Below are 20988 nucleotides of genomic sequence, written 5' to 3' on the forward strand. Positions count from 1 at the left end.
TGTATCCGCTTCACCGCACCTTCGACCCCCGGCTGCTACAACACCCCCATGGTCGAGCAATCGAACACCCCCACCGACACCCGTCCCCACGGCATCCCCGCACGGCTTCGCCACTACGCCGATCGGCTGCAGGACAGCTTCCCGATGGCGGTGGCCAAGCGCTTCGTCGAAATCGACGTGCTGACCCAGGCCGCTTCGGTCTCCTTCTACGCCCTGCTGTCGATGGCTCCGCTGCTGGTGCTGCTGCTGTGGCTGACCGCCTCGCTGTATCCGCCTGCGCAACAGGCGCTGATCGGCCAGATCGGTTCGGTGGCCGGCAGCAGCGTGGCCAGCGTCGCCGACACCGTGCTGCACAACGCCAACAGCCAGCCCAGCATGGGGTCGCTGGCCGGGCTGTGGAGCACGCTGCTGCTGTTCGTCGGTGCCACCGCGGTGTTTGCCCAGCTGCAGAACGCGCTGAACCGCATCTTCCACACCAGCGGCCAGCGCCTGGAAGGCGTCAAGGCCTGGCTGCGCAAGCGCGTGTTCTCGTTCGGCGTGGTGCTGGCGCTGGGCTTCCTGCTGATCCTGTCGATGACCGCCACCACTGCGCTGCAGGTGGTGTTCGCGCAGCTGCCCTCGGTGCTGCCGGCGATCGGCTACCTGACCTCGCTGCTGCTCTACACGCTGGCCTTCGCCTTCCTCTACCACTACCTGCCCGATCGCCGCGTGGCCTGGCGCCAGGCCTTCATCGGCGGCGCCATCACTTCGGTGCTGTTCACCCTGGGCCGCTACGGCATCGGCGTCTACATCGCCACCGTCGCCCCGGGCAGTGCCTACGGCTCGATGGGCGCGCTGGTGATCGCGCTGGTCTGGATCTACTACGCCACCGCCGTGTTCTTCGTCGGCGCGCTGATGACGGCGGTGATCGACGAACGCCTGTATGCACGGGCACAGCTGGCCAAGGCCGGCGACAGCACCGGACAGGCGGGCCCGGCCGCCACCAGCGAGTAGACTAGGGAACCTACCTTCCCTCATGCGCTGCCTGTTGGCTGCGCCCTGCCCTGTTGCCCATGGCCCGTATCCCCGACGCTTTCATCGACGACCTGCTCGCCCGCACCGACATTGTCGAGGTGGTGGGCAGCCGCGTGCCGTTGAAGCGCCAGGGCAAGGAGTACGCGGCGCGCTGCCCGTTCCATGACGAGCGCTCGGCATCGTTCACCGTCTCGCCCACCAAGCAGTTCTATCACTGCTTCGGCTGTGGCGCGCACGGCACTGCGATCAGCTTCCTGATGAACTACGACCGCCTCGAGTTCCTCGATGCGGTGGATGAGCTGGCCAAGCGCGCGGGCATGGAAGTGCCACGCAACGAGAACCCGCGCAGCCCCCAGCAGCAGGACGACAGCCGCGAGCTGTACTCGGCGCTTGAGGCAGCCACGAAGTTCTTCCAGAACAACCTGCAGGGCAGCGACAAGGCCCGCAGCTATCTCGATGGGCGTGGCGTGGACGAAGAAAACCGCGCCCGCTTCCAGATCGGTTACGCGCCGGATGGCTACAGCGGCCTGCGCGATGCACTGGGCAAGGACGAGCGGCGCATGAAGCTGCTCGACCGCGCCGGCCTGTTCTCGAAGAACGATCGCGGCCACGTCTACGACAAGTTCCGCGACCGGGTGATGTTCCCGATCTTCGACCGCCGTGGCCGGGTGATCGCCTTCGGCGGCCGCGTGTTCGAGAAGGATGACGGCCCCAAGTACCTCAACTCGCCCGAGACCGCGCTGTTCCACAAGGGCCGCGAGCTGTACGGCCTGTGGCAGGTGCGCCAGGCCAACCAGAAGATCGAGCGGCTGATCGTGGTCGAGGGCTACATGGACGTGGTCTCGCTGTTCCAGTTCGGCGTCACCCAGGCGGTGGCGACGCTGGGCACGGCGACCACGCCGGACCATGCCGAGCTGCTGTTCCGCAACGCGCCGGACGTGTTCTTCTGCTTCGACGGCGACGCCGCCGGCCGCCGCGCCGGCTGGAAGGCGCTGGAATCGGTACTGCCGCGCATGAAGGATGGCCGCCAGGCCTTCTTCCTGTTCCTGCCCGATGGCGAGGACCCGGACACCATCGTGCGCAAGGAAGGCGCCGAAGCCTTCAACGAACGGCTGAAGCAGGCCACGCCGCTGTCGCAGTTCTTCTTCGATGAACTGACCCGCGAGATCAACCTGGGCACGCTGGACGGCAAGGCACGCCTGGCCGAACGTGCCAAGCCTATGCTGGCGCAGATTCCCGACGGCGCCTTCGGCGACCTGATGAAGCAGCAGCTGGCGCAGCTGACCGGCCTTGGCGGCAACGCCCAGGCCACACGCGCGCCAATGCAGCAGCGTCAGCCTGCACGCACGATCCAGCCGGTGGCCAGGCGCAGCCTGGTGCGCGGCGCGATCGCCGTGTTGCTGCAACAGCCCTCGCTGGCCCTGACCCTGGGCGGCAAGCATCACTTCCAGGGCCTGCGCCTGCCCGGCGTCGAGCTGCTGCTGGAGCTGCTGGGGCTGGTCGAACAGCGCCCGGACATCAGCACCGGCGCCCTGCTGGAACACTTCGACGGGCGCGAGGAACAGGCGTCACTGCACACGCTGGCTGCACAGACGCTGCCGGGCGACGACGCGATGTGGACCCAGGAACTGCACGATGCCGTGGCCCAGCTGGAGAAACAGCTGCTGGTGCAACGTCTGGAGGAGTTGTTGGCAAAGCAGCGCCAGCAGGGCCTGGACGATACTGACAAGTACGAACTGCGCGAGCTGCTGAAAGCCCGCGCCGGGCTGCGCCTGTAGAGGGCAGAACGCTTTCACGGAGAAGACCATGCTGCTGCGCCTGACCTGCCTGCTGTTGTTGTCGCTCTGCCTGCCATTGGCGGCCCTGGCCGCAGATGCCCCGCTCAATGAAGTCCGCCCCGGCCTGTATGCCGGCGGCCAACCCAGCGCCTCGCAGCTGCAGGCCTTGGCCGCACAGGGCGTGCGCACCGTGATCGACCTGCGCCAGCCTGGCGAGGACCGGGGTTTCGATGAAACCCGCGTCGCCGAATCGCTGGGCCTGCGCTACGTGCGCATCCCGGTGGCCGGCGCCGAGGGGCTGGATGCGGCCAACGTGCGTGCCGTGCATCAAGCCCTGCAGCAGAGCCAAGGGCCGGTGCTGCTGCACTGCGCCTCCGGCAACCGCGCCGGTGCGGTGCTCGGCCTGGTCAATGCGCGTTACGAACACGCCAGCCCGGAACAGGCCCTGCAGCTCGGCCAGCGCGCCGGCCTGAAGTCACTGGAAACCGCCACCCGCCAGCGCCTGGCCACGCCATCCACTTCACCCTGACTCCACCGCACCAAGGACCCTGCCCACCATGACCCGCTGGTGGTCGCGCCTGCGACCGGACAACTTCACCCTCGCCCTGCTGTGCACCGTCGGCCTGGCCTCGCTGCTGCCGATGAAGGGCGCCGCCGCCATCGTCCTCGACGATGTCACCACTGTTGCCATCGCCGCGCTGTTCTTCCTGCATGGCGCGCGCCTGCCACGTGAGTCGATCATCGGCGGCATGCTGCATTGGCGGCTGCACCTGACCATCCTGGCCTGCACCTTCATCCTGTTCCCGCTCCTGGGGCTGATGTTCAAGCCGCTGTCAGGCTGGCTGCTGACCCCGGAGCTGTACCTGGGCGTGCTGTTCCTGTGCACCCTGCCCTCCACCGTACAGTCGTCCATCGCGTTCACCTCGATGGCCCGCGGCAACGTTCCTGCAGCGGTGTGCAGCGCTTCGCTGTCGAGCATTCTCGGCGTGTTCCTCACCCCGCTGCTGCTGACCGCGCTGGCCGGCACCTCCGGTGGCGTGCACGACCCGCTGCACGCGATCGGCGGCATCATGCTGCAGCTGCTGGTGCCGTTCGTGGCTGGCCACCTGCTGCGGCCGTGGATTGCCGGCTGGGTGGAAAGGCAGCGCGCGCTGCTGCGCTACACCGATCAGGCCACCATCCTGCTGGTGGTGTACTCCGCGTTCGGCGAAGCGGTGACCGAAGGCCTGTGGAGCAAAACGCCACTGCTCTCGCTGCTGGCGGTGGCGGTGGTCGCCGCCGTGCTGCTGGGCATCGCGATGCCGCTGATCACCTTCATCGCCCGCCGGCTGCGCTTCAACCGCGAGGACGAAATCGCGATCGTGTTCTGCGGTTCGAAAAAGAGCCTGGCCACGGGCGTGCCGATCGCCAAGGTGCTGTTCGCCGGCGGCAGTCTCGGCGCCATCGTGCTGCCGGTGATGATCTATCACCAGATCCAGCTGATCGTCTGCGGCGTGATCGCGCAGCGTTATGCGCGGCGCAAGCCCTGACCTGAGCGGGAAAACATCCACGCATGGCGTGGATCTACTGGACGCTTGGGCCGCTGCGGGAAAACATCCACGCATGGCGTGGATCTACTGGACGCTTGGGCCGCTGCGGGAAAACATCCACGCATGGCGTGGATCTGCTGGACGCTTGGGTCGCTGCGGGAAAACATCCACGCATGGCGTGGATCTACTGGACGCTTGGGCCGCTGCGGGAGAACATCCACGCATGGCGTGGATCTACTGTAGAGCCGAGCCCATGCTCGGCTGATGCCTGTGATCTGGAGTAGATCCACGCCATGCGTGGATGCCTCAGCCCGTCACAGCCAGGGCAGGATCCAGTGGTCGACCAGCAGGAAGGCGAACAGCGCCATCAGGTACACGATGGAGTAATGGAACATCTTCATCGAGAACAGTTCGTCCGGCGGGTTAAGCATGCGCCAGGCGTACCAGAGGAAGACCGCGTTGAGTACGATCGCGCCGCCCAGGTAGAACGCGCCGCTCATGCCCACCAGGTACGGCAGCAGGCAGACCAGGGCGAGCACCACCGAGTACACCATGATCTGCTTGCGGGTGTGTACCACGCCATGGGTCACCGGCAGCATCGGGATCTCGGCCTTGGCGTAGTCCTCGCGACGGAAGATTGCCAGCGCCCAGAAGTGCGGCGGCGTCCAGATGAAGATGATCAGCACCAGCAGCGACGAGTACGCCCAGTCCGACGAGCCCTGCATGCCGGTCACCGCCGCCCAGCCCAGCATCGGCGGCATCGCGCCGGCCAGGCCACCGATGACGATGTTCTGCGAGGTCGCGCGCTTGAGGTACACGGTGTAGATCACCGCATAACCGATCAGCGAGGCGAAGGTCAGCACCGCAGTGATCAGGTTCACCCACAGCACCAGGATCGCCATCGACAGCACGATCAGCACGCCGGCGAACACCAGCACCTGCCATGGCTTGACTTTGCCCACCACCAGCGGACGCCATGAAGTGCGCGCCATCTGCGCATCGATGTGCGCATCCAGCAGCTGGTTGATCGCAGCCGCAGCCGAGGCCGCCAGCCAGATGCCAAGGAAGCCGAGCACGCCGGCACGCACCTGCTCCCAGCTGGGTACGCCGGGGATGGCCAGGACCATGCCGACCAGGGCAGTGAAGACGATCAGGGCGACGACCTTGGGCTTGGTCAGGTCCCAGTACTGGCGGTAATTGGAAAACATGGAATCAGTCCGGGGAACGCAGGCGGGCCAGCAGGCTGACCAGCACGAACAACAGGGCAACGGCCACGCCGTTGTGGGCCACCGCCACTTCCAGCGGCAGTGCCAGCTTCACATTGAGGATGCCGAGGGTGACCTGCAGCACCAGCAGCGCGATCAGCGCGCTGGCCCAGCCGCGCATGCTCGGCAGGCGGAACAGGCGCACGCCCAGCCACACCAGGTAGACGGCCACCACCACCGCGAACATGCGGTGCGCCATCTGGATCGCGATACGCGACGCACCATCCAGCACGCCGCCTTCATAGTCCACGCCGATGCCGCGCCACAGGGTGAAACCCTCGACGAAGTTGTGCTGCGGCCACCACTGGTTGGCACAGCGCGGGAAGTTGTCCAGCGAGGCGCTGCCGCCGCCGCAGGCCAGCGCCGCGTAGTTGGCACTGACCCAACCGCCCAGCGCGATCTGGGTGACCAGCACCGCCACGCCGATGCGCAGCAGCCACTTCAACTTCGGCGCTTCGGCCAGGGTGATCGGCATATGCGTGGCACGCCACGCCATCCACACCAGCAGCGCGAACATCAGCATGCCGCCCAGCAGGTGGCCCATCACCACGATGGGCTTGAGCAGCAGGGTCACCGTCCACATGCCCAGCAGGGCCTGGAAGATCACGACCGCCAGGGTCAGCAACGCAGCGCGCGCCAGGTCGATGTTGCTCCAGCGCAACGCGGCGATCAGCAGTATCGCCTCGCCTATCAGCGCCAACGCGCTGGCGGTGCCGTGCCAGCCCATCATGTACAGCGGTATGCCGGCGGCCACCAGCACGCAGGCGGTCACCACCGCCGTGCTTCCGAATCGCCGCTTGCGCGTGGCCAGCAGCGCCAGGGTCAGGATCTCGATACCCAGCGCGCCGGCCAGGAAGCGGTGCACCTGCTCACGCCAGGCCTTGTGCGTTTCCAGCGGGCGGATCTCCGCCGCCGGGTGGCCGATGGTCTCTTCCACATGCTGCGGCCAGGTGGCCTGGCCATAGCAGGTCGGCCAGTCCGGGCAGCTCAGGCCGGCATCGGACAGGCGAACGAAGGCGCCGAACATGATCGTGCTGGCGGTCATGATCATGGCGAACCACGCCAGGCGGTGGAAATTGCGGTGCAGCGCCGGACGCGCGGAAAGGCTCATCAAACGGGACTCACTTCAGTTTCAGCAACGTGGCCATGTCCTTGCGCAGGCCACCGAGGTCGGAGCCCGGGGCATGGCGCATGATCACGAAGCCGTTCGGATCGATCACGTAGACCGGCAGTCCCGCCGGATCGTCGACGCCCGGCAACGCCGCGCGCAGGGCTGGCGACGGAGCCAGCGGCCGCAGCGCGGGCAGCGAGGCGATCGACGCCGGTGGCGTACCCAGCCACAGGATCTCGACATTATCGGCGTTATGGCCGAACAGCTGCCACACCTTGCCCAGCCCCTGCGACAAAGTGACGCACTGCGCGTCGCAGGCGCCGGGCGGGGCGACCAGCAGGCGCCAGGTGCGGGCCTCGGGGTTCCAGGGGTAGGGCTGGCCGCTGGCCAGGGTCGGTGCCTGCTGGCGCAGATCGACGGGCGGCTTCAGCAGCTGTCCGGCATTGCGATGCCCGGTCGGCTGCCAGCCGGAGAAACGCAATATCGCGGCCAGCGCCATCGCCCCGAAGAACACGGCAAACAGCAGCACCAGGGTCCGGCGGCCGGAGCCGCGCGCCTGCGGGGACGTAGCAGTGTTCATGCGGGGTATTTTCTCATGGTTGGGTAGGGGATGCGGGTGTAGTGCCCCGGTGGTGCCCGACCTTGGTCGGGGAAGAACGCCGACCAAGGCCGGCAGCTACCGAGCCCTGGTCAACGACGTCTCCTGCGCCATTCCAGCACCACGGCCACCACCAGCACGGTCAGGGCCAGCCCGAACCACTGCACGGCGTAGCCCAGGTGGCGCTGCGGCGGCAGCGTGTTCGGCAGCAGGTCCAGGTCGCGCTCGTCGCCGAACGGCAGTGCCGGGTCCAGTCGCAGGACCCGCTCGGGCAGCGCGGGCAGGCCAAGCGCTGCCGCCAGGCCCTCGGCCGGCAACCGGCTGGCCAGCCAGCGCCCGGCTTCACCGGTGCCGGAGAACGACGGGCCCAGTACCAGCCCCGCCGACGGCGGCGGCGCCAGCAGCCCGCGCACCGCCACCGGCGAAGGCGGCGCCGGGACGTCCGGCAGCGTGCGATCCGGCGGCAGCGCGCGCCAGCCCAGATCGACCAGCAGCACGCTGCCTTCGTCACTGCGGAACGGGCGGTAGATCTTTACGCCGGCACGGCCGTGCCGGGTCTGGTTGTCGAGCAGCACGACACCGGGCAGGAAGCGACCGTGATCGGCCACACCGTGCAATGCGCCGGGGGCTGCCAGGGCCAACGCCAGCGGCAGCGCCTGTGCCACAGCTGGCCCCTGCGCATCCAACATTGCCTGTTTGGCATGCATGCGCTGCAGCTGCCACAGCCCCAATGCAGTGAAACCGGCCATCGCCAGCACGGCCAGCAGCCATCCAATCACGCGTGTGTGCTGGCGCATCATGACAAGTCCGCGCAAACGCGGTCAGATAGGCGCATCCACCCTGCCCTCGAGCCGCGCATGAGTGATTCGCTGAAGACCCTGCTGGTAATCGCGTTTCTGATCGTCATCGTCTGGAATCTGGGCGCCGGCCTGTATTACCTGCTGGTCGACCGCGGCCAGACCAAGCGCACGGTCAACGCACTGACACGCCGCATCTCGGTGTCGGTAGCGTTGATCCTGCTGGTGATCGTGAGCATCTACATGGGCTGGATCAAGCCGCACGGCATCGGCGGCTGAAGCCACCGCTGCCTGCGTGGTCAAAGCACGTAGACGAACAGGAACAGCATCAGCCACACCACATCGACGAAGTGCCAGTACCACGCGGCGGCTTCAAAACCGAAATGGTTGTCGCGGGTGAAGTGCCCCTTGGCCGAACGCAGCCACATCACGACCAGCATGATCGTGCCCAGCAGCACATGCGCGCCGTGGAAGCCGGTCAGCATGAAGAATGTCGAACCATAGATGCCCGAGCCGAGCGTCAGGTTCAGTTCCTTGTAGGCGTGCAGGTATTCCTCTGCCTGCAGGGTCAGGAAGCCCAGGCCGAGCACCACGGTCAGGCCCAGCCAGATGAGCAGCTGACGGCGGTTGCCGGCCTTCAGCGCGTGGTGGGCGATGGTCAGGGTTACGCCGGAGGTGAGCAGGATCAGCGTATTGATCAGCGGCAGGCCCCAGGCCGGGATGGTCTGGAACGCACCACCGATCGCCGCCGGGCCATTGGTCGGCCATCCGGCGGAATAGCCCTGCCAGAGCAGCTCGTTGGTCATCACCCCGCGGCCTTCGCCGCTCAGCCACGACAGGCCGAGATTGCGGGTGTAGAACAGCGCGCCGAAGAAGGCACCGAAGAACATCACTTCGGAGAAGATGAACCAGATCATCCCCATCCGGAACGAGCCATCGACCTGGTGGTTGTAGTTGCCGGCCTGCGATTCGCGCACCACGTCGCTGAACCACCAGAACAGTGTCAGCACCAGCATCGCGACGCCGATGTAGAACGTCCAGCGCCCCCAGCTGGCATCGTTGAGCCAGCTGGCCACGCCCACCATGGTCACCATCATCGCGATGGAGCCCACGAATGGCCATTTGCTCTGGGCCGGTACGAAGTACACGTTGGCGTCGGTCGGTGTCTGGGCCATGTCGGTATCCGGGTCAGGGTGCGGCGTGCGCGCCATCCGAGGTGGCGGCCGGAGCCAGCCGATCGGACAACGCGTCGTTGCGGTAGAAGGTGTAGGACAAGGTGATCGTCCTGATTTCCGGCGGCAGGTCCGGATCGACGATGAAGCGCACCGGCATGTCGCGCTTCTCGCCGGCCTGCAGCGTCTGCGCGGTGAAACAGAAGCACTCGGTCTTGCTGAAGAAGCCCGATGCACGCGCTGGCGCCACCGAAGGCACCGCGCTGCCCACGACGGCCTGGGTGCTGTCGTTGCGGGCGAAGTACAGCGCCTCGTTGAGCTCGCCGGGTACCACGTCCATGGTCAGCTGTTCGGGATGGAACGACCAGGGCAGGCGCGAATTGACGCCCCCGTCGAACTCCACCCGCACGGTGCGCTTGCCAGCTGCCGCGCCGGCACTGGCTTCACCACCGGGGCCGCGCTCCAGGCGCACGCCGAACACCTTCTCGCAGGCGATGCGGTACAGCGGCACCAGTGAGAACGTCAGCAGGAACACCGCCACCGCCACGCCGATCAGGCGCGGCAGCCCGGAACTGGGTGACGGCGTGCTGGCCGGCGCCTCGCTCATCGGCCGACCACCCCGCTGAGAATGAAGCCGACGTAGACCAGCACCGCGATGCCACCGACCCACATCGCCGTACGCCTGGCGCGGCGGCGCTGCTGCTCGACGCCGTGGCCTTCGCTGTTGTGGAGCCGGGCCATGCCCGGCTGCTTCTCGCCAGTCGAGCCTGGCTCGACTCTGCCGATCGGGAGCGGGCTCTCGTTATGCATGCGCCACCTCAATGCGTGATGTCGTCATGTGCCAGATCCCCCGGCCGGATGGTCGGCGGCGTCGTAAAGGTGTGCGACGGCACCGGCGACGGCAGCGTCCACTCCAGGCCGCGCGCGCCCTCCCAGCTGCGTGCCTCGGCCTTTTCGCCGTTACGCAGCGAGGACAGCAGGATCGCCGCCATCATGAACGGGGTGACGAACATGCCGAACGCACCGATCGAGCTGATCAGGTTCCAGTCGGCGAAGGCCACGCTGTAATCGGGGATGCGGCGCGGCATGCCGGCCAGGCCGAGGAAGTGCTGCGGGAAGAACAGCAGGTTGACGAACACGATCGACCACCAGAAGTGCACCTTGGCCCACTTCTCGCTGTACATGCGCCCGGTCCACTTCGGCCACCAGTAGTACACCGCGGCGATCAGCGCGAAGACCGCGCCGGTCACCAGCACGTAGTGGAAGTGGGCGACCACGAAATAGGTGTCGTGGTACTGGAAGTCGGCGGCGACGATCGCCAGCATCAGGCCGGAGAAGCCACCGATGGTGAACAGGATGACGAACGCCACCGACCACAGCATCGGCGCCTCGAACGTCAACGAGCCACGCCACATCGTGCTGACCCAGTTGAACACCTTCACCCCGGTCGGAATCGAGATCAGCATGGTGGCGAACATGAAGTAGATCTCGCCGCCCAGCGGCATGCCCACGGTGAACATGTGGTGGGCCCAGACGATGAACGACAGGAAGGCGATCGCGGCCGTGGCGTACACCATCGCCTGGTAGCCGAACAGCGGCTTGCGGCTGAAGGTGGGGATGATCTCACTGACCACGCCGAAGGCGGGCAGGATCATGATGTAGACCTCGGGATGGCCGAAGAACCAGAAGATGTGCTGGAACATCACCGGGTCACCGCCACCGGCGGCGTTGAAGAAGCTGGTGCCGAAGAACTTGTCGGTCAGCAGCATGGTCACCGCACCGGCCAGCACCGGCATCACCGCGATCAGCAGGAATGCGGTGATCAGCCAGGCCCAGCAGAAGATCGGCATCTTCAGCAGGTCGATGCCCGGCGCACGCATGTTGAGCACGGTGGCGATGATGTTGATCGCGCCCATGATCGAGCTGATGCCGGCCACATGGATGGCGAACACGGTAAAGGCGACGTTGTAGCCGCCCTGCAGCGACAGCGGCGGGTACAGCGTCCAGCCGCCTGCCGGTGCGCCGCCGGGCAGCAGGAAGGTCAGCAGCAGCAGGCTGAAGGCCACCGGCAGCAACCAGAACGACCAGTTGTTCATGCGCGGCAGCGCCATGTCCGGCGCGCCGATCTGCAGCGGGATCATCCAGTTGGCCAGGCCGACGAAGGCCGGCATCACGCCACCGAAGATCATCACCAGCGCATGCACCGTTGTCAGCTGGTTGAACACCTCCGGCCGGATGAACTGGATGCCGGGCTGGGCAAGCTCAAGCCGGATCAGCACGCTCATGAAAGCGCCGATGACGAACATGATGAAGCTGAAACCCAGGTAAAGCGTGCCGATGTCCTTGTGGTTGGTCGAGAAGAACCAACGCTCGAAGAAGCTCTGGTGGTGATGGTGATCGTCGTGCCCAACTGCCGAGTGCGCCATTGCAAAACACCTCTCAGAATCGGTTGTCACCACGGCCGCTGGCGGCCGCGGGCTTTACATCACGCTCCGCTGGCTGCGCTGGCAGGCGCGCCGCCGGCGTCAGCAGCGGCAGGCGCAGCAGGTGCCTCGCCCGTCGGTGCAGCCGGTTCGGCAGGTGCCGCAGGCGTTGCCGGCGCGGCGGGCGGCGCCGGCTTGCGCTGCGCCAACCACTGCTTGAATTCTTCCTTGGACACCGCCTCGACCACGATCGGCATGAAGCCGTGGTCCTTGCCGCACAGCTCGGCGCACTGGCCGCGATAGACGCCGGGCTGCTCGATGCTGGTCCAGGCCTCGTTGATGAAACCGGGGATGGCGTCCTGCTTCCAGCCCAGCGCCGGCACCCACCAGGCATGGATCACATCATCGGAGGTGATGACGAAGCGCACCTTGGTATCGACCGGCAGCACCAGGCGGTTGTCCACGTCCAGCAGGTAGTGCGGGTGGCTTTCGCGCGTCGGCACCTTGCCACTCTGCCGCATGCGGTCGGACTCGCGGTCCAGTCGGCTGGTGAAGGTGACGTTCTCGCCGAGATATTCGTACTTCCACATCCACTGGTAGCCGGTGACCTTCACCGTCATTTCGGCATCGCGGGTGTCGTACATCTTGATCAGGTTGGCCGTGGCCGGCCACGCCATCACGATCAGGATGATCACCGGGATCACCGTCCAGATCACCTCGGCCTTGGTGTTGTGGCTGAAGGTAGCGGCGACCGCGCCCTTGGATTTGCGGAACTTGAAGATGGCGTAGGCCATCGCGCCGAACACGATCACGCCGATCACCGTGCAGATGATCAACGAGAGGTTGTTCGATTCCCAGGCCAGGCGCGAGGTCTGGGTCACCCCCTTGCCCATGTTCAGCTGCCACGGCTTGGGATCGGCCGCCTGGGCCCAGGCCAACGCCGGAATCAGTCCCCCGGCCACCATGGCGGCGACCGCTGCAACGCACTTCGTGCCCCACCTGCTGCTTTGCTTCATTGCCTAGACCCTTAGCGTCGTCGGTTGCCGCCATCGCTGGCGGCGAGCAAGCTTTCAAGTGTCTCTGCGAGCGTCTGGCGTTCGGCCGGCGCGAGGAAACTCCCCACCTCCACCTGCCGACCGCTGGATGCCAGCCGGACCCTCTCATCGTCGGTGAGCAGGCGCACCCAGTGGGGGTGGGCCCGGAACACCGGCGATCCACCGGGTACGGGGATGACCTCCACGTACGCCGGCACTACCCGGATCTCCTCCTGCCGTTCACCGCTGCGCCACAAGGCACGCAGCGCCGCCGCCAGCACCAGGCTGTACAGCAGCGCGAACAGGGGGGCGAATGCATTGCCGGCCAACCACCCGAGGGCGGACACCAGCCACATCGCACCCGTCAACACGGTGAACAACAGGACGAACTGCCGGGCATCGAGCGCCCGTGGGGGACGCAGCCGCAGCTGCGTACCTGACCCATCCGGAGCTGGAAGCACCTCGATCATGTCGCAACCGCGTTCCTGCCGCGGGAAACGTCTCGATGGTAGCCCCGCCCTCTCGCCGGTAGCAAGGGTGCATTCACACTTTTTCCCATGCTGCAACACAGCATGAGGTCGGCGGCACGAATGACGAATTCAGCACAAATGCTGTCGAGCTTGCTGAACACGCTGAATCCACCACTGTTAGGGGCTATCAGCCCTTCATCAAGGTGGCTGCGAGGCACTTCCGGAAGGCGCAAAAATGATTAAAATCGCCAAGTTTTCCACTGGCCGGACCGGCATGAACGCACCTTCCTCCTCCCCTGCCGCCAGCGACGCCCCGCGTCCCGGCGCGCTGCTGTCGCCGGAACTGCCGGCGCCCCCCAACCCGTTCCGCCAGGCCATCACCGATGGCTGGTTGAAGGACGAGGCCAGCCACGTCCGCGAGCTGCTGGCGCAGGCCCGCCTGCCGGCCGAGGAGCAGGCCAGGGTGCAGGCGCTGGCCGCCGACCTGGTCGGCCGCGTGCGCGTGCGCGCCAAGGACCAGGGCGCGATCGAAGCCTTCATGCGCCAGTACGACCTGGGCAGCGAGGAAGGCGTGCTGCTGATGTGCGTGGCCGAAGCGCTGCTGCGCATTCCGGACCAGGACACCGCCGACAAGCTGATCCGCGACAAGCTGGCCGATGCCGACTGGGAAAAGCACCTGGGCGGCAGCGACTCGGTGCTGGTCAACGCCTCCACCTGGGGCCTGATGCTGACCGGCAAGCTGGTGCAGATGAACGACGCCACCCGCGCCGACGCACCCAGCGCGTTCAAGCGCCTGGTCGGCCGCGTCGGTGAACCGGTGGTGCGCCTGGCCGTTCGCCAGGCGATGAAAATCATGGGCCATCAGTTCGTCATGGGCCGCACCATCAGCGAAGCGCTGTCGCGCTCGCACAAGGGCGACAACGCGAACTACCGCTACTCCTTCGACATGCTCGGCGAAGGCGCGCTGACCATGAAGGACGCGCTGCGCTACCTGGAAGACTACCGTCGTGCGATCCACGCCATCGGCGGCGATCACAAGGCACGTGGTGGCCGTCCGGATGGCGACGTCAACAACGCACCGGGCATCTCCATCAAGCTGTCGGCGCTGTACCCGCGCTATGAGCACGCCAAGCGCGAGCGCGTGCTGAAGGACCTGGTGCCGGGCGTGCTGGAACTGGCACAACTGGCCAAGAGCTACGGCATCGGCTGCACCGTCGACGCCGAAGAGTCCGACCGGCTGGAACTGTCGCTGGACATCATCGAACAGGTGTTCTCCGACGCTTCGCTGGCCGGCTGGGATGGCTTCGGCGTGGTCGTGCAGGCCTACCAGAAGCGCACGCCGTACACGATCGACCACCTGGCCGACATGGCACGCCGCGCCGGCCGCCGCCTGCAGGTACGCCTGGTCAAGGGCGCCTACTGGGACGCCGAAATCAAGCGCGCGCAGATCGAAGGCTATCCGGGCTACCCGGTGTTCACCCGCAAGCAGAACACCGACGTGTCCTACCTGGCATGCGCCAAGCGTCTGTTCACCCATGCCGACGCGATCTACCCGATGTTCGCCACGCACAACGCGCACACCATCGCGGCCGTGCGCAGCATCGCCAACGGTGGCGTGTACGAGCACCAGAAGCTGCACGGCATGGGCGACGACCTGTACGCCGAAGTGGTACCGGCTGATCGCCTGGGCCTGCCCTGCCGCGTGTACGCCCCGGTCGGTTCGCATGAAGACCTGCTGCCGTACCTGGTGCGCCGCCTGCTGGAAAACGGCGCCAACTCCAGCTTCGTCAACCGCATCACCGACGAGCGCGTGCCGATCGCCGACCTGATCCGCGATCCGGTCGAGATGGTCGCTTCGTTCGCATCGATTCCGCACCCCAAGATCCCGCTGCCGGTTGACCTGCTGCGCAGCCAGAACCACGACAGGAAGAACTCCATGGGCGCCAACCTCGCCAACGACAACGAACTGCGCGCCCTGGCCGAGCAGATCAACGCGGCCGTCAAGCCGTGGCAGGCCGCCCCGCTGGTGCCCGGTTCCAACCCGGCCGGCGCTGCGCAGCCGGTGACCAACCCGGCCGACACCCGCGAGGTGGTCGGCCAGTGGCTGGCCGCCGATGCCGCCACCGTGCAGAAGGCCCTGGCCAATGCCGTGGCCGCGCAGCCGGCCTGGAACCGCACCCCGGCCGCCAGCCGCGCCGCCATCCTCGAGCACGCCGCCGACCAGCTGGAAGCACGCATGCCGGAGTTCATGGCGCTGTGCGTGAAGGAAGCCGGCAAGAGCCTGCCCGACAGCATCGCCGAAGTGCGCGAAGCCGTGGACTTCCTGCGCTACTACGCCAAGCAGGCACGCGAGCAGTTCAGCCACGCCGAGAAGCTGCCCAGCCCGACCGGTGAATCCAACGAACTGCAGCTGCACGGCCGCGGCGTGTTCGTCTGCATCAGCCCGTGGAACTTCCCGCTGGCGATCTTCCTGGGCCAGGTCGCTGCCGCCCTGGCCGCCGGCAACAGCGTCATCGCCAAGCCGGCCGAACAGACCAACCTGATCGGCTACTACGCGGTGAAGCTGCTGCACGACGCCGGCGTGCCGGCCGAGGTGGTGCAGTTCCTGCCGGGCGACGGTGCCACCGTCGGCGCCGCGCTGACCGCCGACCCGCGCGTGGCCGGCGTGGCCTTCACCGGCTCCACCGACACCGCCCGCGCGATCAACCGTGCGATGGCCGCACGTGACGCCGCCATCGGTGTGCTGATCGCCGAGACCGGTGGCCAGAACGCCTTCATCGCCGACTCCTCCGCGCTGCCGGAACAGCTGGTCAAGGACGCGATCGGTTCGGCCTTCACCTCTGCCGGCCAGCGTTGCTCGGCCGCGCGCGTGCTGTTCGTGCAGGACGACATCGCCGACAAGGTGATGACCATGCTGGCCGGCGCGATGAAGGAACTGAAGGTCGGAAATCCGGGCCTGCTGTCCACCGACGTCGGCCCGGTGATCGACGCCGATGCGCTGAAGATCCTGCAGGACCACGCCGAACGCATGGACCGCGAAGCGCGCCTGATCGCCGCCGCCCAGCTGTCCGCCGAAGCCGCCAATGGCACCTTCTTCGCACCGCGTGCGTACGAACTGAAGGACCTGGGCCAGCTGCACAAGGAAGTCTTCGGTCCGGTCCTGCACGTGATCCGCTGGAAGGGCGACCAGCTCGACGCAGTGATCGACCAGATCAACGCCACCGGCTACGGCCTGACCCTGGGCGTGCATTCGCGCATCGACGAGACCGTCGACCGCATCAGCAACGGCGTCCACGTCGGCAACGTCTACGTCAACCGCAACCAGATCGGTGCGGTGGTCGGCGTGCAGCCGTTCGGCGGCCAGGGCCTGTCCGGCACCGGTCCGAAGGCCGGCGGCCCGCACTACCTGCTGCGCTTCGCCACCGAAAAGACGGTGACGGTGAACACCACCGCCGCCGGCGGAAATGCCTCGCTGCTGACCCTGGGCGACTGATCGCCGACGTCATGCGGTGAACGAAAAACCCCGCGAAAGCGGGGTTTTTTGTACTCCTGCGGCCTGCAGCGCCGAGCCCATGCCCGACTGCACCAGGAACGCCGAGCATGGGCTGGGCGCTACAGAGGCTGGGTGGCACTGAACCGGTTGTCCGCACGCTTGGCCAGCTCGCGCTGCACCCTCGCGATGCGCGTTTCCAGGTCGCCCTCCAGCAGCACGTACCCGACACTCCGCGCCTGCAGCTCGCGCACGTACCAGGCATGCTGCTGCGCACGGAATGCCTCCCCCACCCGCGTGCCGTCCTGGTCGAACGGGATATCCGGCGCGCACAGGAACAGCAGGTCATACGGCCGCCGTGCGGCCTGCCGCAGTTCCTCCGGCGCCGTACCAAACATCCAGCCGCTGTAGCCCAGGGTCACCAGCGGTGTGGTGTCGCAGAACAGCCAGCGCTGTGCCGTCAGCGCCGCTGCATCCTCGTGCCGCGGCTGTGCTTCTGCAATGCGCAGCAGATCGCCGGGCTGCAGTTCGCCCCCCTGTGCTTCCCACAGCGTGCGCCCGTACTCCGGCACCCACGAAGTGCCCAGGCGCTCGGCCATCACCCGCGCCAGCGTGGTTTTTCCGGTGGACTCGCCACCCACGAACGCCACGCGCTGCACGTAGGCTGCATACACCTCGGCGGCAAGGCTGCGCCGACAGGCATGCGGATCGGCACGCAGCTGGGTGCCGCTGGCCTGGCCAACATCACGCGTGCGCTCCAGCCGCTCATGTCGCACCGGCGCGTTGAAGCAGACCGCCAGCGTGCCGGCAAAGCCATCGCCGTAGTCCTCGCCGGTGAAAACCGCCTGCACCGGGCCACCCAACAGGTGCTGGCACAGCCAGGCGGTGAACATGCGCTGCACCTGCTCGCTGTCACTGTCCTGCGGCAACACGCGCGGCGGCAGGCCATGTTCGGCACACAAGGCTGCCAGCCGCGCATCATCCAGCACCACCACCCTCGCCTGCGGGAAGCGCGCACGCAGCCAGCGTTCGCGACGTGCGGCGCTGTAGCCGGCAAAGCCCGGCTGCGACCAGCCGATCACCAGCAACTGCTGACAACGCGCGGCGGCGAAGTCGATCAGGCGCTCATGGCCGCGGTGCAGCGGGCAGAACTTGCCCACCACCAGGCCACGCTCGACACGCTCAGGCAGCGGCATCGGCCGCCTTGGTCCCGGCCTGCATCAGATGCCGCCAATGGCGCAGCGCCACCAGCGCGTTGATCCAGAAGCCCACATACAGGATCGAGGTCAGGTGCAGGCCACGGCTGTAATACAGCGGTACCGCGACCGTGTTCACCAGCAACCACACCCACCACGATTCCAGCTTGCGCCGCATCATCAGGATCTGCGCGATCACGCTCAGCACCAGCACCGCCGAATCAATGTAGGGCGCATAGGCGTTGGTCAGCCGGGTCAGCATCCAGCCGTAGCCGAAGGTGGCCACCACCGCCAGCGGCAGCAGCCAGGCCCAGGCCCGCGATCGCAGCGCGGTGATCGGCAGCGGCGCACCATGGTCGCCGCGCAGCCACTGCCACCAGCCCAGCACGCTGATGGCGATGAAGAAGAACTGCAGCACCATGTCCGCATACAGATGGGAGCGCTCGAACACCGCGGCAAACAGCGCACAGCCGACGATACCCAGCCACCAGGTGTGCACGTTGTTGCGGCCGGCCAGCAGGATCGAGCCGGCGACGGCAATATTGGCGGCCAGCTCCAGCTGGAAGTTCGGATCGGACAGGTTCATGGCGCCATTGTCGTGGATCTGCGCGCTGCGTGGACAACCCGGTCGATCCGCGCCATGCGTGGACGCCCCACAGACCCTCCCCATAAAAAGAAAGCCCCGCTTGCGCGGGGCTTCCTCGTGCTGCTTCAGGCCGGGGCCCGAATCAGAACTTGTACTGCATCGAAGCTGCCAGCACGTCGCCGCTGACCTTGTACTTGCCGGTCACGGTGTTGGCGGTGGCCGAGGTCGAGGTGATGTTCGGATCCTTGGTGAACAGGTGGGTGTAGCCCACGCTGTATTCCATCTTGTCCGATGCCGCGTAGGTCAGACCCAGCGACAGCCACTTGCGGGTGGTGTCCGGCACGCGCACGTCGCGGTGAGCGTCGGTGGTCGGGGTCTGGTCGTAGGCGAGACCGCCGCGCAGGGTCAGCTTCTCGTTCATGCGGTACTCGGTACCGATCGACGCGAAGGTGGTGTCGCGGTAATGGAACGGCAGCACGCTGTCCGGCTGGTTGGAGTCATAGTCGACGGTGACCTGGTCGAACTTGCTCCACGCAGTGCGCGAGACGTCGGCCATGATCTTCCACTGGTCGTTCACGCGGTGGGTGAAGCTGACGGTGGCGCTGGCCGGCAGGGTGATCGAGGCACGACCCTTGCTGTCGATGAAGGTACCCGGAGCGGCAGCGGCCAGGAAGGTCGCGGCGTTGCCCGGAATGGTGAAGTCAGCCTTGCCGTCGTTGATCTTGTGCTTGACCTGCGAGCGGTAGCTGAAGGCGATGTTGGTGCCTTCCACCGGGCTGACGGTCATGCCCAGGGTGTAGCCCATCGACACTTCGTCACCCTTGATGCGCAGATAGCCATCGGCGGTGCCCGGAGCGAAGCCCTGCTGGGCCATGGCCACGGCGGCCTGACGCGAGGCAGCGGCGGCCTGGGCGGCGGTGCCACCGGCGGCCAGCACGGCAGCGGCAGCCTTCTGCTGGGCGCTGGCGTTGATCGCGGTGCCGGTATCGACAGCGCTGGTCAGGTCGACGTTCAGGCGCTCGGCGAACACCGAAGCACCGAACGACAGGTACGGGTTGATGTCGTAGGAGAACGCGACGCCCAGGTCGATCGCCTGCAGCTCGGTCTTGACGCCGTTGTAGCGGCCGACCCAGTCACGGTCGTATTCGGTCTTGAAGCCGAACGGCACGGTCAGCGATGCACCGAAGTGCATGTTGTCGTTCTCGCCGAACGGCAGGTGGAAGTAGGCTGCCGGGACCGGGGCGATCATGCCGGCGTCGCCGCCGTTGCCGCCGGAAATCGGAGCGCCGTTGGCGTACTTGCCCTGGCCACGGAACTTGGCACCGAAGCTGATGGCGCTGACGTCGCCCTGGATCTGGGTGCCTTCGAGCAGGCGCATCGACGCCGGGTTGGTGGCGACCACCGAGGCATCGCCTTCAGCGGAGGTGGAGCCGGCGAACGCGCGGCCGAGGCCCTTGGCGCTGTTTTCCTTCAGCTGGAAGGCGGCGGCGTTGGCATCGGCGGCGGCCAGCGCACCGGCAACGCCGACGGCCAGCAGGGTCAGACGGGCAATGGTGGAAGCGGTTTGCATCGTAGTTCTCTCTCCGGTAAGCGGTGATGTTGCTCTGAGTGCGCCTGCGCCCGGCTGGCCCTGAGGCCGTTCGGAGCGCGCCGGATTCCCCTCCCGACATACGACGCCGTATGCGAGTATTACCCAGAGCGGTTAATGAAACAATAACAGCAAGGGCGCTTTCTTCGTCTCAAAAGCTGAACAGGACAATCCCCGCCGCAGGCGTCGGCACGCTAGGCTTATGCCCATGTTCGTCTCCCTCCCGTCGCGCAAGAAGGCGGCCCTGCGCTGGGCCACGCCTGTGCTGTTTGCGTCATTGTGGCTGGCGTTTCTGTGGTCGATCTCGCGCCCGGACGACGCTCGCGGCAGCTTATGGCTGGACTGGGGCGCCCTGTCCACCGGCCTGACCCATCCGCTGGACTGGTGGGCGACCCTGCAGGACGGCAGCGTGCTGCGCCTGTTCACCGCGCTGTTCCTGCACGCCGACTGGTCGCACCTGCTGGGCAACCTGGTGTTCCTGCTGATCTTCGGCCTGCCCGCCGAACGGGTGCTGGGGCCGTGGCGGCTGCTGCTGCTGTTCCTGGTGGGCGGCGCAGTGTCCAACCTGGTGGCGATCTACACCATGGGCAGCCCGGACCAGATCATCATCGGCGCCAGCGGCGCGGTGTCGGCCCTGATCGGCGCCTATCTGGCCCTGTTCCCGGGCGCGCGGCTGGGCGTGGTGATCCCGCTCGGGCTGTTCCTGGAGTTCGTGCGCGCGCCGGCCTACCTGCTCATCGGTGTATGGGCGGCGCTGCAGGTCGTATTCGCCCATATCGGCCCCAGCTTCGGCATGGTGGCCTGGTGGGCGCACATCGGCGGCTTCCTGTTCGGCCTGCTGTATGGAGTGTACGTCCGCGCCGCGATCGCGCGCCGCCTGCGCAAGCGGCACGGATTCTGACCTGTCCGGTAGTGCCGGCCGCTGGCCGGCATTTGT

Annotated in this window: 20 protein-coding genes; 7 read left to right on the forward strand and 13 right to left on the reverse strand. The window is 66.8% G+C overall.

All coding sequences use genetic code 11. The features are described 5' to 3' along the window. The first annotated feature begins 48 nt into the window (after nucleotides 1-48). Genes B9Y64_RS05815 through B9Y64_RS05830 form a run of 4 tightly spaced genes read left to right on the forward strand, consistent with a single transcriptional unit; the run spans nucleotide 49 to nucleotide 4321 of the window. Nucleotides 49-993 (forward strand): YihY/virulence factor BrkB family protein, encoded by a 945-nt coding sequence (locus B9Y64_RS05815; RefSeq protein ID WP_100439847.1) that lies wholly within the window; start codon nucleotides 49-51, stop codon nucleotides 991-993. A gap of 59 nt (nucleotides 994-1052) precedes the next feature. Beyond that, a complete protein-coding gene (gene dnaG, locus B9Y64_RS05820) occupies nucleotides 1053-2792 on the forward strand; it encodes a DNA primase (protein ID WP_100439848.1) in 1740 nt (579 codons plus the stop codon). 28 nt (nucleotides 2793-2820) lie between these two features. After that, entirely contained in the window at nucleotides 2821-3321 is a 501-nt protein-coding gene (locus B9Y64_RS05825; protein ID WP_100439849.1) for a fused DSP-PTPase phosphatase/NAD kinase-like protein, read from the forward strand. Nucleotides 3322-3349: 28 nt separating this feature from the next. Then, nucleotides 3350-4321 carry a bile acid:sodium symporter family protein gene (locus tag B9Y64_RS05830; RefSeq protein ID WP_100439850.1) on the forward strand — a complete coding sequence of 324 codons (972 nt, stop codon included), beginning with the start codon at nucleotides 3350-3352 and terminating at the stop codon, nucleotides 4319-4321. Nucleotides 4322-4635: 314 nt separating this feature from the next. Here B9Y64_RS05830 and cyoE read toward each other — a convergent pair whose 3' ends face one another. The 4 genes from cyoE to B9Y64_RS05850 form a co-directional block, all read right to left on the reverse strand. Beyond that, the gene (gene cyoE / locus B9Y64_RS05835) at nucleotides 4636-5529 is read right to left on the reverse strand and encodes a heme o synthase (protein ID WP_100439851.1); all 894 of its coding nucleotides are present in this window, start codon (nucleotides 5527-5529) and stop codon (nucleotides 4636-4638) included. A 4-nt stretch (nucleotides 5530-5533) separates the two neighbouring features. Further along, nucleotides 5534-6697, reverse strand: coding sequence for a COX15/CtaA family protein (locus tag B9Y64_RS05840; protein WP_100439852.1), 1164 nt, complete (start codon nucleotides 6695-6697; stop codon nucleotides 5534-5536). 10 nt (nucleotides 6698-6707) lie between these two features. Further along, on the reverse strand, nucleotides 6708-7277 hold the full coding sequence (locus tag B9Y64_RS05845; protein WP_100439853.1) for a hypothetical protein: 570 nt from the start codon (nucleotides 7275-7277) through the stop codon (nucleotides 6708-6710). A 110-nt stretch (nucleotides 7278-7387) separates the two neighbouring features. After that, on the reverse strand, nucleotides 7388-8095 hold the full coding sequence (locus B9Y64_RS05850) for an SURF1 family protein (RefSeq protein WP_100439854.1): 708 nt from the start codon (nucleotides 8093-8095) through the stop codon (nucleotides 7388-7390). A 57-nt stretch (nucleotides 8096-8152) separates the two neighbouring features. On the opposite strand from B9Y64_RS05850, the gene B9Y64_RS05855 reads away from it, so the two are divergent. Then, nucleotides 8153-8371, forward strand: coding sequence for a twin transmembrane helix small protein (locus B9Y64_RS05855; protein WP_005407794.1), 219 nt, complete (start codon nucleotides 8153-8155; stop codon nucleotides 8369-8371). Between the two features lie 20 nt (nucleotides 8372-8391). Here the strand turns inward: B9Y64_RS05855 and B9Y64_RS05860 are convergent, their stop codons facing one another. Genes B9Y64_RS05860 through B9Y64_RS05885 form a run of 6 tightly spaced genes read right to left on the reverse strand, consistent with a single transcriptional unit; the run spans nucleotide 8392 to nucleotide 13191 of the window. Next, nucleotides 8392-9267, reverse strand: coding sequence for a cytochrome c oxidase subunit 3 (locus tag B9Y64_RS05860; protein ID WP_100439912.1), 876 nt, complete (start codon nucleotides 9265-9267; stop codon nucleotides 8392-8394). 13 nt (nucleotides 9268-9280) lie between these two features. After that, the gene (locus B9Y64_RS05865; protein WP_100439855.1) at nucleotides 9281-9871 is read right to left on the reverse strand and encodes a cytochrome c oxidase assembly protein; all 591 of its coding nucleotides are present in this window, start codon (nucleotides 9869-9871) and stop codon (nucleotides 9281-9283) included. After that, entirely contained in the window at nucleotides 9868-10074 is a 207-nt protein-coding gene (locus B9Y64_RS05870) for a hypothetical protein (protein WP_100439856.1), read from the reverse strand. The genes B9Y64_RS05865 and B9Y64_RS05870 overlap by 4 nt, the downstream gene beginning before the upstream one ends. An 8-nt stretch (nucleotides 10075-10082) precedes the next feature. Continuing rightward, a complete protein-coding gene (ctaD, locus tag B9Y64_RS05875; RefSeq protein WP_100439857.1) occupies nucleotides 10083-11690 on the reverse strand; it encodes a cytochrome c oxidase subunit I in 1608 nt (535 codons plus the stop codon). Nucleotides 11691-11749: 59 nt separating this feature from the next. Then, a complete protein-coding gene (coxB, locus tag B9Y64_RS05880; protein WP_100439858.1) occupies nucleotides 11750-12703 on the reverse strand; it encodes a cytochrome c oxidase subunit II in 954 nt (317 codons plus the stop codon). Nucleotides 12704-12714: 11 nt separating this feature from the next. Continuing rightward, nucleotides 12715-13191, reverse strand: a complete 477-nt coding sequence (locus B9Y64_RS05885; protein ID WP_100439859.1) for a DUF2244 domain-containing protein — start codon at nucleotides 13189-13191, stop codon at nucleotides 12715-12717. A 274-nt stretch (nucleotides 13192-13465) separates the two neighbouring features. On the opposite strand from B9Y64_RS05885, the gene putA reads away from it, so the two are divergent. After that, nucleotides 13466-16684 (forward strand): bifunctional proline dehydrogenase/L-glutamate gamma-semialdehyde dehydrogenase PutA, encoded by a 3219-nt coding sequence (gene putA / locus B9Y64_RS05890; RefSeq protein WP_100439860.1) that lies wholly within the window; start codon nucleotides 13466-13468, stop codon nucleotides 16682-16684. A 119-nt stretch (nucleotides 16685-16803) separates the two neighbouring features. Here putA and B9Y64_RS05895 read toward each other — a convergent pair whose 3' ends face one another. From B9Y64_RS05895 to B9Y64_RS05905, 3 genes are all read right to left on the reverse strand, one after another. Beyond that, on the reverse strand, nucleotides 16804-17877 hold the full coding sequence (locus B9Y64_RS05895; RefSeq protein WP_100439861.1) for an AAA family ATPase: 1074 nt from the start codon (nucleotides 17875-17877) through the stop codon (nucleotides 16804-16806). Beyond that, entirely contained in the window at nucleotides 17864-18463 is a 600-nt protein-coding gene (pnuC, locus tag B9Y64_RS05900; protein ID WP_100439862.1) for a nicotinamide riboside transporter PnuC, read from the reverse strand. Before pnuC ends, B9Y64_RS05895 begins: the two co-directional genes overlap by 14 nt. 142 nt (nucleotides 18464-18605) lie before the next feature. Next, complete coding sequence (locus B9Y64_RS05905) at nucleotides 18606-20033, reverse strand: outer membrane protein transport protein (RefSeq protein ID WP_100439863.1); 1428 nt, start codon at nucleotides 20031-20033, stop codon at nucleotides 18606-18608. A 226-nt stretch (nucleotides 20034-20259) separates the two neighbouring features. Between B9Y64_RS05905 and B9Y64_RS05910 the strand changes: the two genes are divergently transcribed. Next, nucleotides 20260-20952, forward strand: coding sequence for a rhomboid family intramembrane serine protease (locus B9Y64_RS05910; RefSeq protein ID WP_014035716.1), 693 nt, complete (start codon nucleotides 20260-20262; stop codon nucleotides 20950-20952). Nucleotides 20953-20988 lie beyond the last annotated feature (36 nt).

Source organism: Stenotrophomonas maltophilia, assembly GCF_002799245.1.
Taxonomy (GTDB): Bacteria; Pseudomonadota; Gammaproteobacteria; order Xanthomonadales; family Xanthomonadaceae; genus Stenotrophomonas; species Stenotrophomonas maltophilia_S.

Bases quoted from the DNA above. Each gene is read 5' to 3' on its own strand.
- B9Y64_RS05815 (WP_100439847.1), top strand. From the start codon at position 49: ATGGTCGAGCAATCGAACACCCCCACCGACACCCGTCCCCACGGCATC.
- dnaG (WP_100439848.1), top strand. From the start codon at position 1,053: ATGGCCCGTATCCCCGACGCTTTCATCGACGACCTGCTCGCCCGCACC.
- B9Y64_RS05825 (WP_100439849.1), top strand. From the start codon at position 2,821: ATGCTGCTGCGCCTGACCTGCCTGCTGTTGTTGTCGCTCTGCCTGCCA.
- B9Y64_RS05830 (WP_100439850.1), top strand. From the start codon at position 3,350: ATGACCCGCTGGTGGTCGCGCCTGCGACCGGACAACTTCACCCTCGCC.
- cyoE (WP_100439851.1), bottom strand. From the start codon at position 5,529: ATGTTTTCCAATTACCGCCAGTACTGGGACCTGACCAAGCCCAAGGTC.
- B9Y64_RS05840 (WP_100439852.1), bottom strand. From the start codon at position 6,697: ATGAGCCTTTCCGCGCGTCCGGCGCTGCACCGCAATTTCCACCGCCTG.
- B9Y64_RS05845 (WP_100439853.1), bottom strand. From the start codon at position 7,277: ATGAACACTGCTACGTCCCCGCAGGCGCGCGGCTCCGGCCGCCGGACC.
- B9Y64_RS05850 (WP_100439854.1), bottom strand. From the start codon at position 8,095: ATGATGCGCCAGCACACACGCGTGATTGGATGGCTGCTGGCCGTGCTG.
- B9Y64_RS05855 (WP_005407794.1), top strand. From the start codon at position 8,153: ATGAGTGATTCGCTGAAGACCCTGCTGGTAATCGCGTTTCTGATCGTC.
- B9Y64_RS05860 (WP_100439912.1), bottom strand. From the start codon at position 9,267: ATGGCCCAGACACCGACCGACGCCAACGTGTACTTCGTACCGGCCCAG.
- B9Y64_RS05865 (WP_100439855.1), bottom strand. From the start codon at position 9,871: ATGAGCGAGGCGCCGGCCAGCACGCCGTCACCCAGTTCCGGGCTGCCG.
- B9Y64_RS05870 (WP_100439856.1), bottom strand. From the start codon at position 10,074: ATGCATAACGAGAGCCCGCTCCCGATCGGCAGAGTCGAGCCAGGCTCG.
- ctaD (WP_100439857.1), bottom strand. From the start codon at position 11,690: ATGGCGCACTCGGCAGTTGGGCACGACGATCACCATCACCACCAGAGC.
- coxB (WP_100439858.1), bottom strand. From the start codon at position 12,703: ATGAAGCAAAGCAGCAGGTGGGGCACGAAGTGCGTTGCAGCGGTCGCC.
- B9Y64_RS05885 (WP_100439859.1), bottom strand. From the start codon at position 13,191: ATGATCGAGGTGCTTCCAGCTCCGGATGGGTCAGGTACGCAGCTGCGG.
- putA (WP_100439860.1), top strand. From the start codon at position 13,466: ATGAACGCACCTTCCTCCTCCCCTGCCGCCAGCGACGCCCCGCGTCCC.
- B9Y64_RS05895 (WP_100439861.1), bottom strand. From the start codon at position 17,877: ATGCCGCTGCCTGAGCGTGTCGAGCGTGGCCTGGTGGTGGGCAAGTTC.
- pnuC (WP_100439862.1), bottom strand. From the start codon at position 18,463: ATGAACCTGTCCGATCCGAACTTCCAGCTGGAGCTGGCCGCCAATATT.
- B9Y64_RS05905 (WP_100439863.1), bottom strand. From the start codon at position 20,033: ATGCAAACCGCTTCCACCATTGCCCGTCTGACCCTGCTGGCCGTCGGC.
- B9Y64_RS05910 (WP_014035716.1), top strand. From the start codon at position 20,260: ATGTTCGTCTCCCTCCCGTCGCGCAAGAAGGCGGCCCTGCGCTGGGCC.